This is a genomic window from Haloferax sp. AB510, from assembly GCF_024136985.1.
Lineage (GTDB): Archaea > Halobacteriota > Halobacteria > Halobacteriales > Haloferacaceae > Haloferax.
In genome coordinates this window covers 1-13,338 of sequence record NZ_JAMYJY010000008.1, presented here as the reverse complement: position 1 = coordinate 13,338, position 13,338 = coordinate 1, and the positions used below count along the sequence as shown (strand labels likewise).

The 13,338-nt window shown below is 68.0% G+C and carries 9 protein-coding genes; 4 read left to right on the top strand and 5 right to left on the bottom strand.

Going from position 1 to position 13,338, the window contains the following annotated elements:
- Positions 1-12: 12 nt before the first annotated feature.
- Genes NKF06_RS02730 through NKF06_RS02720 form a run of 3 tightly spaced genes read right to left on the bottom strand, consistent with a single transcriptional unit; the run spans position 13 to position 3,272 of the window.
- Positions 13-1,158, bottom strand: coding sequence for an ABC transporter permease (locus tag NKF06_RS02730; RefSeq protein ID WP_058828161.1), 1,146 nt, complete (start codon positions 1,156-1,158; stop codon positions 13-15).
- The gene (locus NKF06_RS02725) at positions 1,155-1,820 is read right to left on the bottom strand and encodes an ABC transporter ATP-binding protein (RefSeq protein ID WP_058828160.1); all 666 of its coding nucleotides are present in this window, start codon (positions 1,818-1,820) and stop codon (positions 1,155-1,157) included. Before NKF06_RS02725 ends, NKF06_RS02730 begins: the two co-directional genes overlap by 4 nt.
- A 6-nt stretch (positions 1,821-1,826) precedes the next feature.
- Complete coding sequence (locus NKF06_RS02720) at positions 1,827-3,272, bottom strand: hypothetical protein (RefSeq protein WP_058828159.1); 1,446 nt, start codon at positions 3,270-3,272, stop codon at positions 1,827-1,829.
- 156 nt (positions 3,273-3,428) lie between these two features.
- Here NKF06_RS02720 and NKF06_RS02715 point away from each other — a divergent pair, with 156 nt between their 5' ends.
- From NKF06_RS02715 to NKF06_RS02705, 3 genes are all read left to right on the top strand, one after another.
- Positions 3,429-5,348, top strand: a complete 1,920-nt coding sequence (locus NKF06_RS02715; protein WP_253244455.1) for a DEAD/DEAH box helicase — start codon at positions 3,429-3,431, stop codon at positions 5,346-5,348.
- A 128-nt stretch (positions 5,349-5,476) separates the two neighbouring features.
- Positions 5,477-6,721, top strand: a complete 1,245-nt coding sequence (rbcL, locus tag NKF06_RS02710; RefSeq protein WP_253244454.1) for a type III ribulose-bisphosphate carboxylase — start codon at positions 5,477-5,479, stop codon at positions 6,719-6,721.
- A gap of 281 nt (positions 6,722-7,002) precedes the next feature.
- The gene (locus tag NKF06_RS02705) at positions 7,003-9,933 is read left to right on the top strand and encodes a methyl-accepting chemotaxis protein (RefSeq protein WP_253244453.1); all 2,931 of its coding nucleotides are present in this window, start codon (positions 7,003-7,005) and stop codon (positions 9,931-9,933) included.
- A 46-nt stretch (positions 9,934-9,979) separates the two neighbouring features.
- On the opposite strand, the gene NKF06_RS02700 is transcribed toward NKF06_RS02705, so the two are convergent.
- On the bottom strand, positions 9,980-11,674 hold the full coding sequence (locus NKF06_RS02700; protein ID WP_253244452.1) for an NADH-quinone oxidoreductase subunit D: 1,695 nt from the start codon (positions 11,672-11,674) through the stop codon (positions 9,980-9,982).
- Positions 11,675-11,771: 97 nt separating this feature from the next.
- Here NKF06_RS02700 and NKF06_RS02695 point away from each other — a divergent pair, with 97 nt between their 5' ends.
- On the top strand, positions 11,772-12,434 hold the full coding sequence (locus tag NKF06_RS02695) for a helix-turn-helix domain-containing protein (protein ID WP_058828154.1): 663 nt from the start codon (positions 11,772-11,774) through the stop codon (positions 12,432-12,434).
- 60 nt (positions 12,435-12,494) lie between these two features.
- Here NKF06_RS02695 and NKF06_RS02690 read toward each other — a convergent pair.
- The coding region (locus tag NKF06_RS02690; protein WP_253244451.1) for a ribose 1,5-bisphosphate isomerase at positions 12,495-13,338 on the bottom strand (844 nt) is incomplete at its 5' end.

Here is a 13,338-nt window from a genome sequence, read left to right as displayed (position 1 = left end):
CCAGAGTCCCATCTACTTCCTGAGCGCCTCCACCGGCCGCTCGTTGGCCGCCTTCCACGCCGGGTACAGCCCCGAGAGGACGCTGGTACCGACGCCGAACCCGACCGCGAGGACGATGTAGAGGAGGTTCGCCGCCTGGAAGGTCGCGAGCGGGTCGTTCAGGACGAACGCGTTGAGCGCGACGCCCGCACCGACCGCGAGTATCGCGCCGATGACGCCCCCGGCGACGCCGAGCAGGCCGGCCTCGGCGAGAATCATGCGAATCACATCGCCGCGCTGGACGCCGACGGCGCGGAGGACGCCGATTTCCTGGCGTCGCTCGATGGTGCTCATGAGCATGACGTTCAGGATGCTCACGCCGGCGACGACCAGCGAGATGGAGCCGATGCCGATGAGGAAGGCGTTGAGGATGCCGAAGAACTCGTTGATGCCCGCCGTGATGGACTGGAGTTCGAACACCGAGACGCGCTGTTCGCGCTCGTTGAGGGCCTCGCGGATGGCGACCGCCGACTCGTTTGCGGCCTGTCCGGAGTCGGCGCTGACGACGACCTGCGAGTAGCCCGTGCCGTTTACGTCCTCGACGGGGACGATGACGGCGTTGTTCGGGCTGACGAGCGAGATGCCTCCCTGTTCGGCGAGCACGGCCGCGACGCGGTAGGTCCGACCGTCCACGGAGATGGTGTTTCCGGGCTCGACGTCGAGCAAGCCGGCGGTGCCGGAGCCGACGAGCGCGCCCTGTCTGAGTCGGTCGGGAATGCGGCCCTGTTCGGCCTCGTAGAGCGCGCCGGGATTCTCCATGCCGTAGACCGTGGTGACGGTCTGTCGATCACCCCGCGAGACGAGTCTCGATTCCGAGCGGACGGGGACGACCGCGCCGTCGGTGACCGCGCGACGAATCTCGTCGACGTCGCGCTCGGTGAGTTCCTCGATTCCCTCTTGGAAGTTGGGCGAGACGCTGATCTCGTTGCCGATGTCGCCGAGTTGCTGGCTCGCGCCGGTGCGGAGCGTCGTGCCGAACATGCCGAGCGACGCGATGGCGAGGACGCCGATGATGATGCCGAGGACGGCGAGCCCCGACCGGATGCGGTTGCGCGAGAGGTTCCGACGCGCCATCAACAGCGCGGGAACGCGCCGGAAGAGGTCGTCGAGGACGCTCACTGTATCCTCCCGTCGATGAGTTCGACCGTTCGGTCCGCGTAGTCGCCGAGTTGGGGGTCGTGGGTGACGGCGATGACCGCCACGTCGTCCTCGCGGCGAATCTCGTCGAACAGGTCGAGGACGCTCCGGCCGGTCTTGCGGTCGAGGTTCCCCGTCGGCTCGTCGGCGAGGAGGATGCGCGGCTCGTTGATAAGCGCCCGCGCGATGGCGACGCGCTGTTTCTGCCCGCCCGAGAGCTGGTCGGGACGGTGGTCGAGTCGCTCGCCGAGGCCGACGCGTTCGAGCAGGTGCGTCGCCCGGTCGCGGGCGGTCGGGTCGTCGCCGAACAGCGTCGGCATCTCCACGTTTTCCAGCGCCGACAGCGTCGGAATCAGGTGGAAACTCTGGAAGATGAAGCCGATAAAGCGCTTTCTGTGGACCGTCATCTCCCGGTCGGAGAGGTCGGTCACGTCCTGTCCGTCGAGGTAGACGGTCCCTTCAGTGGGTGTGTCGAGGAGGCCGAGGACGTTCAGCATCGTGGACTTCCCGCTCCCCGAGGGCCCCATGACGGCGACGAACTCGCCGGGGTCGGCGTGGAAGTCCACGTCCTTGAGCGCCTCGACGACCTCGCCGCCGGTGTCGTAGCGTTTCCAGACGCGTTGGAGTTCGATGATGTGGTTCATCTCGAATCAGCGTCGTCTGTAGGCGTAGATTCCGACGCCGACCACGACGAGGAGGGCGACGAGGCCGCCGACGAGGAGGAGCGTGGTGCCGAGGCCCCCGCCGCCGCCGTCGTTCGAGTCGACGGGTTGCGAGAGGTCGCTCACGTCCACCGTCGTTTCGACGGTCCGCTCGCGGCCGTCGGCGAGGTAGCTCACCTCGACCGGGACGGCGGCCACGCCGTCGTCGACGGTGGCGTAGAGGTCGAACGAGGCGAAGTCACTCGCGGGAACCGAGCCGACGAAGTACTCCTTGTAGGGGCGCTCGGGGGTGACGCCGTCGGTCGGGACGACCCGGACGACGACGCTCTGGGCGTCGCTGAGACCGACGTTGCTCGCGCTGCCTGAGATGTGTATCTTCCCGTCTTCGCGCTCCACGTCGACGCCGGTGAGCGAAATCTGGCCGGGAGCGGCGACGTAGTCGATGGTCGTCGCCGCGGAGCCGTCGCGCCCACCGGTCTCGTAGTCGGCGACCACGTCGAGCGTCGCGCGGTCGACCGACGAGACGTTCAGTCGGACGGTCCGAGTGGACTCGGCCGCGACGGTGCCGACCGGCGTTCCGACGACGGTCGAACCGCTGTCCCGCAACGAGAGGACGAGGTCGTCGAGCGGTGCGTTGCCGAGGTTCGTCACGTCAACGACGACCGCGGGGCGAGCGCCGTCGCCGAGGGTCGCGTCGAGGCGGACGTTCTCTCGGAGTTCGTCGGCGGCGAGCGGCGCGGTGGTGGTCGTCGTCCGGGCGTTACCGTCGGCGGTGGTGTAGCGCAGCGTCGCCGTCACCTCGGAGTCGGTCGCGCCGGGCGTCACGTCGAACTGGAACGTCTGGGCCTGCCCGGAGTCGAGGCGCGGGACGACGCGGGTGTCGTTCCGCACGGTCGCGTCCTCGGCGGCGACCGACAGCCGAAGGTTGCGCGCCACCTCCTCCTCGCCGTTTGAGACGGTGACCTGAACGGGCGTCTCCGTGCCGATGACCGCGTCGCCGACCTCGACGGTCACCTGCGGACCACCCTCGCGGACGCGGACGACGACGGGGTACTGGAGCCGCTGGATGCTGCCGTCGCTCCGGCCGACGACGGTCACGCGGAGATCGTAGGTCCCCGCGTCGGCGAGCCGGACCGAAAGCGGGATGTCGAGGTCGCTCCCGGGTGGAATCGTCCCGAGGTCTTCGGCCCGAGCGAGGTCGTTCGACCCACCAGCCGTGCGGACGTACACGTCCGTCACTTGGAGGTTCGACGGGCTGTTCTGTGCGTTCTGTACGATAGTCGAGAGGATGAACCGCTCGCCCGGCGTCGGCTGTGCGGGCGAGACGGAGACGTCGTCGATGTAAGCGGTTGCCTCCGCGCCGAGCGTCGGTGCCGGGAGCCCGGCGAGCACGACGACGACGAGAAGGGCGACCGAGAGGGCACGCCTGCTCATGTTTATCAAGCCATATATCGAGAAGCCGACGGAAATACCTGCCGTGGCTGACGGTCGCACGAGGCCGAACGTCTCGGCCCGGTTCGGGGGCCGTCGGTCGGCGACCTCCCGCCCGGCGAAGATACTTATGTGAGTCCGCCACCAGAACTGTGACAGATGCGCGTGCGTGACCTCCCGCTGTCGGCGGCCCTCGTCTCCCACTACGAGTCGGACGGTATCGAGGAACTCTACCCGCCGCAGGCCGCCGCGGTCGAGGCCGGCGTCGCGGAGGGCGGCCGCGTCGTCGCCGCCATTCCGACCGCCAGCGGCAAGACGTTCATCGCGGAACTCGCCATGCTCACCGCCGACGGGCCGGCGCTCTACATCGTCCCGCTCCGCGCGCTCGCCCGCGAGAAATACGAGACGTTCGACCGACTGCCCGGCGTGAGCGTCGGCATCTCCACGGGTGACTTCGACGCGGACGAGGCGGAACTCGGCGACCACGACATCGTCGTCGCCACGAGCGAGAAGGTCGACTCGGCGATTCGAAACGGTGCGCCGTGGGTCGAACGCCTCGCCTGCGTCGTCGTCGACGAAGTCCACCTCCTCGGCGCGCCGGGTCGTGGACCGACGCTCGAAGTCACGCTGGCCACGCTCCAGCGCCGCGTCCCGGACCTCCAGCTCGTCGCCCTCTCGGCGACCGTCGACAACCCCGAGGTCATCGCCGACTGGCTCGACGCGGCGTTAGTCGAGAGCACGTGGAGACCCGTCTCGCTCCGCACCGGCGTCTACGCTGACGAGACCGTCGCGTTCGACGACGGCACCGACCTCGACGTGGTCGTCCCCCCGACCGGCCCGAACGACGACGAGGCAACGGAGGCGACCGTCGCGCTCGTCGAAGACGCGGTCGAGACCGGCGGGCAGTGCCTCGCGTTCGTCCGGTCGCGCCGCGAGGCCGAGGCGCTCGCCGACCGCCTCGCCGACGAGGACCTCTCGCCCGCGCCCGGTCTCGGCGACGAACTCGACGAACTCGGCGGCACCGCGACCGGCCGCCAGCTCTCGGAGTGCGCCCGGACCGGCGTCGGCTTCCACCACGCCGGCCTGCGGAGTGCCCACCGGGTCGCCGTCGAGAACGCGTTTCGGGACCGCCGGCTCGCGGTCATCTGCGCGACGCCGACGCTCGCCGCCGGGGTGAACGTCCCTGCCCGACGGGTCGTCATCCGCGACCAGAAGCGCTACACCGGCGACGCGATGGAATGGATTCCCGTCCTCGACGTGCACCAGATGTGCGGCCGCGCCGGTCGCCCGCACCTCGACCCGTTCGGCGAGGCGGTCCTCGTCGGCGACGCGGACACGAAAGCCGAGCTGTTCGACCGCTACGTCACCGCCGACGCGGAGGCCGTGGACTCGCAGTTCGACGACCCCGAGGCGCTCCGGACGCACGTCCTCTCGGTCGTCGCCTCCGGGTTCGCCGACAGCCTCGACGGCGTCGCCGACGTGTTCTCGGCGACCTACTACGCCCACCAGAACCCGAGCGTTGACCTCGCGGAACTCGTCGCCGACGTGGTCTCCGAACTCGAAGCGATGGAGCTCCTCGACGCGACGGACGGGACGCTGTCGGCGACGACGCTGGGCGCACAGACCTCCAGACAGTACGTCTCGCCGACGACCGGGGCGCGAATCGTCTCGGGCATCCGGACCATCGAGACGATGGCCGACGAGCACGTCACCGCCCGGACCGCCCTCGAAGTCGTCTGCGACACGCCGGACATGCACGACACCTACCTCGGCAACCGCGAGCGGGCGCTGATGTACCAGTACGCCCGGAGCCACGCCGCGGAGTTCACCACCGCGATGCACGACGCCGACCCCTTCGAGGAGTGGCTGACGGCGGTCAAGACAGCCCGCATCCTCCACGAGTGGACCGAGGGCTCGGACATCGAGGAACTCGTCGAGCGCTACCGAATCGGGCCGGGCGACGTGGAGTCCCGCGTGGAGCGCGCGGAGTGGCTGCTAGGCGCGGCCGACGCGCTCTGTGCCGCCCTCGACACCGACGTTCCCGAGTTCCGCGAGGTCCGGGCGCTTTTGTCGCCCTGATGCGGAGGGCTGACCACGTGACGCACCCGTGTTGACCCCGCTACTCACCAAGCCGTTCTCCTTCGCGTCGAGGGGCCAAAGTCGCTTCGGGATGCCGTTTTAAGCTTCGCGGGGGCGTAGGCGAAGCTATGGGTATCACGTACGAAGACTTCCTCGACCTCGACTACGAACCGACCGACGAGGACCTCGTCTGCACCTTCCGCATCGACCCCGCGACGGGGATGTCGACAGAGGCGGCGGCGAGTCGCGTGGCCTCGGAGTCCTCCAACGGCACGTGGGCGGCCCTCCAGACCGGCGCTGACTTCACCGACATGGGCGCGACGACGTTCGACATCGACGGCGACCGCATCAAGGTCGCCTACCCCGCCGGGCTGTTCGAACCCGGAAACATGCCGCAGGTGCTGTCGTGCATCGCCGGCAACATCATGGGCATGAAGGCGGTCGACACGATTCGCCTCCTCGACTGCGAGTGGCCCGAGTCCGTCGTCTCGACGTACCCCGGCCCGCTGTACGGGTCGTCGGTCCGTGAGGAGATATTCGGCGTCACCGACCGCCCCATCACGGCGACGGTCCCCAAGCCAAAAGTCGGCCTCTCGACGGCGGCGCACGCGCAGGTCGGCTACGACGCGTGGATCGGCGGTGTCGACCTCCTGAAAGACGACGAGAACCTGACCGACCAGGCGTTCAACCCCTTCTCAGACCGCCTGACTGAGTCGCTGTCGCTCCGCGACGACGCCGAGGACGAGACGGGCGAGAAGAAATCGTACCTCATCAACGTCACCGCCGACACTCAGACGATGCTCGACCGAGTCGACGAGGTGGCCGCGCAGGGCGGCGAGTACGTCATGGTGGACATCATCACCGCGGGCTGGGCGGGCCTCCAGACCGTCCGCGAGCGCACCGAGAAACACGGGCTGGCGATTCACGCCCACCGCGCCATGCACGCCGCCTTCGACCGGCTCCCGGCCCACGGCGTCTCGATGCGGGTGCTCGCACAGATAAGCCGTCTCTGCGGTGTCGACCAGCTCCACACCGGCACCGCCGGCCTCGGTAAGCTCGCCAACGAGGACACCGTCGGCATCAACGACTGGCTCGCGGGCGACCTCTACGGGACGACCGACGTGCTGCCGGTCGCCTCGGGCGGACTCCACCCCGGTCTACTCCCTGACCTGCTCGACGCCACGGGAACGAACGTCTGCGTCCAACTCGGCGGCGGTATCCACGGCCACCCCGACGGCACCCGCGCGGGCGCGGTCGCGCTCCGGTCGGCCATCGACGCCTACGCCGAGGGGCGGTCAATCACCGAGGCCGCCGAGGAGACGCCCGAACTCGCCGTCGCCCTCGACAAGTGGGGGACGGAGACGCCGCGGTAAGTGCTGACGAGGCGGTGCGACCGCCTTCTCGGCCGCAATTGTTGCTGTTTCGTGACAATGGTTCGAAACGTGTTGAGTGATTACTGCAATACCGAGTGAGAAATCGACCCGCTATTTGACGGGGATTCGAAGTGGTTCTGCGTTCGAATATCGCCGATAATAATTGGCGGGGGAGTTTTATACGGTTGTTCTGGCAGAGCTAGACTCAGAGCTATTCGGCCACGTACCGGCTGTTCGGCGCGTGTTGGGGGACGCCGGGACTCGCCGATATCAACCAAACCATGAAGATACGAACGAAACTTATCGCGCTCTGTCTCGCCATCTCGCTGGTTCCCGTGGCAGTCGTTGGCGTTGCGGGCGTTCAAGGAATGAATAGTATTGGGGATTATGCGCAAGGGCAAAGCGAGGCAACGCTGGAAGGGCAGATTACGAGCGACCTGAACGGCACCGTCGCCGCCCGGCAAGAGGAGATACAGAACCTCCTCGACGCCCGTCGAATCGACGCTCTCGCGCTGGCGGACTCGGCACCTGTCCATAACTACGAGGCCGCCCGGGCCGGGGAGATGGAACTCGTCCAGGAACAGAGCCAAGCGCAGTTGGGCTACATGGCGCTCCAGATGCGCGCCACCGTCGAGACCACGAAACAGACCGTCCTCGCGAACCAGTACGGGGGGCAGGACTGGGACGAACTCACACCGACGGAGCAACAACAGGTGAAAGACCAAGTCGAGGCTCGAATCGCCGGGACGGCTGGAAACGGCGTCCAACAGGGCGGAACGCTCTCCGAGTCGTTCCACCCCGGCTACGTCGGCTCTACCGGCTACGCGTTCATCCTCGACAGCGACGTCAACTTCGTCGTCCACCACGGCCTCGAAGACGGGGTCAACGCCGTCGACGACGCCGGGATACCGGCGTTCAATCAGGTGCCCGCCGAAATCGAGTCCAACCCCGCCGTCCGCAACGGCGAGGACTGGGGCATCGTCGAGTACGAGTGGGAAGACACCACGCAGGAGGGCAACCCCGTCGAGGAGAAGTTCGTCGCGTACGCCTACCACGAGGACTTCGACTGGGTGCTCGCGCCGAGCGTCTACTACTACGAACTGCAGACGGCCGCCGTCACCGACGCCCGCGACGAGATTAACGACTCGTTCCGGAGTTACCTCAGAACCCGTGCCGTGACTATCGACGGCGAGGAGCGACCCACCTACGACGAGATTCTGTTCACCGACGAGAACGGCCAGGGCATCGTCCAAGCGATGCGCACGGACGACGGCATCACCACCGAGTCGGTGTCCGGCACCTCGTTCGCGGACGAGCCGTGGTTCGAGGCCGCGACCGAGCTTCAGGAAGGCGAGATTCAGGTCAGCGAGGTGACGACCGTCGACGGCGAGGCCGCAATCTACGTCACCGCGCCGGTGTACCGCGAGGGAGAGCTCGCCGGGACCATCACGCTCCAGTTCAACTTCGAACTCCTCGACACGCTCATCGACGACATCGAAGTCGGTGAAACCGGCCATCTGACCATCGTGAGCGAAGATGGTGACCTCCTGACCGACTCGAAGGAGTCGCTCGGCACCGCCGAGTCCGAAATCGCGGAGAACGTGACGGCGATTGTCGGCCAGAGCGGACTGACCACTCACGAGTCGGTCGGCGACGGCGGCGAATCGGCTCGCTACTTCGTCGGGTACGCGCCGCTCCACTTCGGGAACGGACAGTACGAACTCGTCGCCACCGTCCCCGAGTCCGACGTGACGGGACCGGTCGAACAGCTCAGTCAGGCGATGAACAACCGGGCGGACATGGCCCGGAACATCATGCTCCTGTTGATCGTCGGCATCATCGTGGTCGTCGTCGGCGTCGGCTACGTCGCCGCGCGGTACTTCTCGGAGCCGATAGAGGCGCTTCGGGACCGCGCACAGTCGCTCGCCCGCGGGCGGTTCGACAACGACGAGGACATCGACGCCAACGACGACGAACTCGGCGAACTCGTCGAGGCGTTCGACGACATGCAGTCGAACCTCGAACAGCAGGTCTCGGCGCTTCGGACCGCCGGAACGGAACTCGGGGACGGCAACCTCGACCAGAACCTCCGGACCGACCTCCCCGGCGAGTTCGGCGCTATCATGACCGACCTCGACACCGGGATTCAGAAGCTCCAAGACGGCTTCGTCGAGGTGCAGTCCGTCGCCGACGAGTTCGCGGCGGTGAGCAACGAGACGGTGTCGAGCGCGAAGGAAATCGAGTCCGCGAGCCAGGAGACCGCGCGGTCGGTCGAAGAAATCGCCCACGGCGCGGAACAGCAGACCGAACGGCTCCAGACGGTCGCAAATGAGATGAACGACCTCTCGGCGACCATCGAGGAAGTCGCGGCCTCCGCCGACGGCGTCGTCCAGTCGGCGAATCAGGCCGTGTCGCTCGCCGACGAGGGGCGCGAGCACGCCGCGGAGGCGACCGACGAGATATCGACTATCGAGACCGAGGCCGACGAGGCCGTCGAGCGGGTCGAAGCCCTCGGCGAGCAGGTGGGCGAAATCAACGAAATTGTCCAACTCATCAACGACATCGCGGAGCAGACGGACCTGCTCGCGCTCAACGCATCCATTGAAGCGGCCCGCGCGGGCGAGGCGGGCGAGGGTTTCGCTGTCGTCGCCAACGAGATCAAGGCGCTCGCAAAAGAGGCCAGTCAGGCCACCGACGAGGTGGAAGCCCAAATCGACGAGGTGCGCGACCGCGCCGACGACACGGTCGACGACATGCAGTCCATGCAGGAGAGCGTCGAGAGCGGCTCCGAGACCATCGGCGACGCCATCGAGATGTTCGACCACATCTCCGGGGCGATTCGCGAGGCCGAACACGGCGTCGAGGAGATTTCGCAGGCGACCGAGAACCAGGCCGTCTCGACCGAGGAGGTCGTCTCGATGGTCGACGACGTGTCGAGCGTGAGCGAGGAGACGACCTCGGAGACGGCGACTGTCTCTGCGGCGACCGAAGAACAGACCGCCGCGATAAACGAGGTCACGCGGAACATCCAGCAGGTGTCGGAGTCCGCCGAGTCGCTCAACGACCTCGTCGGTCGGTTCGACGTCGGTCAGGGCGGCCGCGGCGGCGGTGCGCCGACCGAGGCGACTCCCGCCGCGCAGTCGCAGTCGGGACCGGAGGCTGTCGCCGACGGGTCGGGTGAGGGGACCGGTCCCTCGCCGTCGGACGACTGAGTCGCCGACGCGCGACGCCGCGTGACGCCGGCCGTCCCGCCGACGACTACCGGTCTACTTCTCCCATTATCGTGTCGAGGCTCCCGAGCGCCGCGATGAGGTCCGGGATGTACTCGCCTTCGGCCATCTCGGGGAGCGCCTGGAGGTTCGAAAACGACCCGCCGCGAATCTTGAACCGCGCCGGGGTGTCGGTGCCGTCGGCGCGGATGTAGATACCGAGTTCCCCCTTCGCGGCTTCGACCGCGCGATAGACCTCGGTGTCGTCGTCCGGTCTGATGGTGCGCGGGACGTTCGACTGGATGGTCCGCTCGTCGTCCGGCCAGTCTTCGAGCAGGTCGACACACTGCTGGATGATCTTGGCCGACTCCTCGACCTCACGGAGGCGGACGAGCAAGCGTGCGAAGTTGTCGCAGTCGTCCTCGACGGCGACCGCCCAGTCGAGTTCGTCGTAGTAGCCGTAGGGGTCGTCGCGGCGGAGGTCGTAGTCGATACCGGAGCCGCGGGCGACCGGCCCGGTCACGCCGTAGTCCTTCGCCACCTCGGGCGGGAGGATACCGGTCTCGAGCGTGCGGGCTTGCAGAATCTCGTTCGCCGTCAGGAGGTCGTGATACTCCCGCAGCTTCTCGGGGAGGCCGTCGACGAACGTCCGAATCTTCTCGAAGAACTCCTCGCGGGGTTCGGGGAGGTCCCAGACGACCCCGCCGAGCCGGAAGTAGTTGAACATCAGCCGCTGGCCCGTGAGGTCTTCGAGGATGTTCTGGACGAGTTCGCGGTCCCGCATGGCGTACATGAACGTCGCGGTGAAGTCGCCGACGACGTCGAGGGCGTACGCGCCGACCGCGAGCATGTGCGAGAGGATGCGGCTCAGTTCGGCCGCCAGCGTCCGGAGCACCTGCGCGTACTCGGGCACGTCGATGTCCGCCAGCGCCTCGGCGGTGCGGGCGTAGGCCCACTCGTTCAGGAGGCCGCCGCCGCCCCAGTCCCAGCGGTCGGGGTACGGCATAATCTGGTGCCGGTAGGTGCCCCGCTGGCACATCTGCTCCTCGCAGCGGTGGATGTAGCCGATGTCCGGCTCCACGTCGGCGACCTGCTCGCCGTCCAGCGTGACCTGCAGGTGCATCACGCCGTGGGTCGCCGGATGGTGCGGCCCGATGTTGAGAAGCATCGTGTTCGAGTCGGCGCGGCCGTCCTCGGCAAGCGGGTTCGCGTTCTCGTCGTACCGGACGACCTGCGGGCGCGTCTGGTCGTAGTCCAGCCCGAGTGGATGGCCCTGCCACGTCTCCGGCAAGAGGATGCGGCGTAAGTCCGGGTGTCCCTCGTATTCGATGCCGACGAGGTCGTACGCCTCCCGCTCGTGCCACTCGGCCGTCCGAAACACCGGCGCGGCAGACTCGCTCACCGGGTCCGAGCGGGGCGTGGGGACGACGACGCTCGCCTCTCGGGTCGGGTCGTCGTACGACTTCAGGTGATAGATGGACTCGTAGCGGTCCTCGTACTCTTGGGCGGTCACACACGAGAGGTGGTCGAGGCCGAGGTCGTCGCGGAGCGTCGAGAGCGACGACTGCACCGCGTCGGGGCGAATCTGGACCGCGGGCGCGTGGACGTGCTCCTCGGTGGCGAGGACGGCGTCGCCCAGCGCCCGCCGGAGCGCGTCGGCGTCGAGGGGACCGGCGGCGTCGTCGGCGATCGCGGCGGGGTCGGCGTCGGACTCGGTGGGCTGCTGCGGGCGTTCGAGTGACATGGCGGCTGACACCCGTTCGTTCGTCCGGTCGCCGGTTCGTCGTTCTGCCTCACGAGTGCGGCTGGTTTTTATGTCGCAGTCGAATCAATCCGCTGGCATGAAATCGGTCAGGCTTCGCTTCACGCCCGACGACGAACAGCTGCATCCGATGCACGAGTTCGTCGTCGAACACGAGGCGTTCGAGCGGACCGAACTCCACCACTGGAACCCGACGGTGACCGACAGGAACACCATCGTCTTCGAGGTCTTCGGGACCGACGTCGAGGCCTACGAGGCGGCGCTCGCGGAGACGGAGCGTATCCTGTCGTACGAACTCTCGCAGCTCCCCGGCGACTCCTTTTTCATCGTGGTCGACGAGCGGCTCGACGCGGCGGGGACGAAGCAGACGGCCGCCGTCACGCGGGGCGGGCTCATCGTCGTCCCGCCGGTCGTCTTCGACGGCGACGGGACGGTCTCGATGACGCTCGTCGGCACCGACGACGCGCTCCAGTCGGCGGTCGAACAGCTCCCCGAGGGTCGCGGCCTCGAAATCGTTCGAGTGCGGGAGTACACGGGGCCGGGGAGCGTCTCGGCCGGGTCGCTGTCGCCCCGCCAGCGCGAGGCCGTCGAGGTCGCCGTCGACTGCGGCTACTACCGCGAGCCGCGGACTGGTTCGGTCGCCGACGTGGCCGCGCGGCTCGACTGCTCGACGAGCACCGCGGCGGAGCACCTGCGAAAAGCGGAGATGAAGGTCATGGCGGACCTCGTCGGCGGGGCGTGACCGCGGGTCAGTTCGCGACGGCGGCTCCGCCTACGACTCGGACCGCAGCGACAGACCCGGCTACGGTTCGGCCCGCGACGACGGCTCCGACCACGGTTCGCTGGTGCCCTCGCCGAACAGCTCCCGCATCAGGATGACGATGCTCTCCGGCGGGAACTGCCCGCGCTCGGTGACGATGGCGTCCACGTAACGCGGCGGCGTCACGTCGAACGCGGGGTTCTTCACGGCCGGGTTGCCGAGCTCCGCGAGCGTCTCGTCGTCGATGACCTCGCTGGTGTCGCGCATCTCGATATCGACGGTGTGGCCGGTCATCGTCCCCGGGTGGAGCTTGAGCGTCTGGGCGGCGACCATGATGGGCGTCCCCCGGTCGCGGGCGTTGACCGCGAGGCCGCTCGTCCCGATTTTGTTGATGACACTCCCGTCGGCCGCGACGGCGTCCGCGCCGACGAGCACGTGGTCCACGTCGTTGAGGTAGCGGCGGGCCGCCGAGTCGACGATGAGCGTGACGGGCACGCCCAGTTCGTCGAGTCGCTTCGCGGTGATGTGTCCCTGATTTCTGGGTCGCGTCTCCTTGACGACGGCCTCAATGTGCTTTCCTTGCTCGACCGCGGCCTCGACGCACGCCAGCGCGTCCGTCGAGTGGCAGTGGGTCATGATGGTGTCGCCGTCGCGGAGGCGGTTCGCACCGACCTCGCCGAGGTCGGCCTGGGCCCGTTCGAGCCGGGCGCAGAACTCGTCGGCCGAGTCGACGACGTTCTGTCGGAGTCCCTCGACGGTCGTACTCGACATGCCGCGGAGGACGTACCGGAGGGCGTTGGGGAGGCTCACGGCCGTCGGCCGCGTCTCGTGAAGCGCCCGCGCGGCCGCGCGGAGGTCGGCCCGGAACGCCTCGGCGTCGGCGGCG

Bases quoted from the DNA above. Each gene is read 5' to 3' on its own strand.
- rbcL (WP_253244454.1), top strand. From the start codon at position 5,477: ATGGGTATCACGTACGAAGACTTCCTCGACCTCGACTACGAACCGACC.
- NKF06_RS02695 (WP_058828154.1), top strand. From the start codon at position 11,772: ATGAAATCGGTCAGGCTTCGCTTCACGCCCGACGACGAACAGCTGCAT.
- NKF06_RS02700 (WP_253244452.1), bottom strand. From the start codon at position 11,674: ATGTCACTCGAACGCCCGCAGCAGCCCACCGAGTCCGACGCCGACCCC.
- NKF06_RS02725 (WP_058828160.1), bottom strand. From the start codon at position 1,820: ATGAACCACATCATCGAACTCCAACGCGTCTGGAAACGCTACGACACC.
- NKF06_RS02720 (WP_058828159.1), bottom strand. From the start codon at position 3,272: ATGAGCAGGCGTGCCCTCTCGGTCGCCCTTCTCGTCGTCGTCGTGCTC.
- NKF06_RS02705 (WP_253244453.1), top strand. From the start codon at position 7,003: ATGAAGATACGAACGAAACTTATCGCGCTCTGTCTCGCCATCTCGCTG.
- NKF06_RS02715 (WP_253244455.1), top strand. From the start codon at position 3,429: ATGCGCGTGCGTGACCTCCCGCTGTCGGCGGCCCTCGTCTCCCACTAC.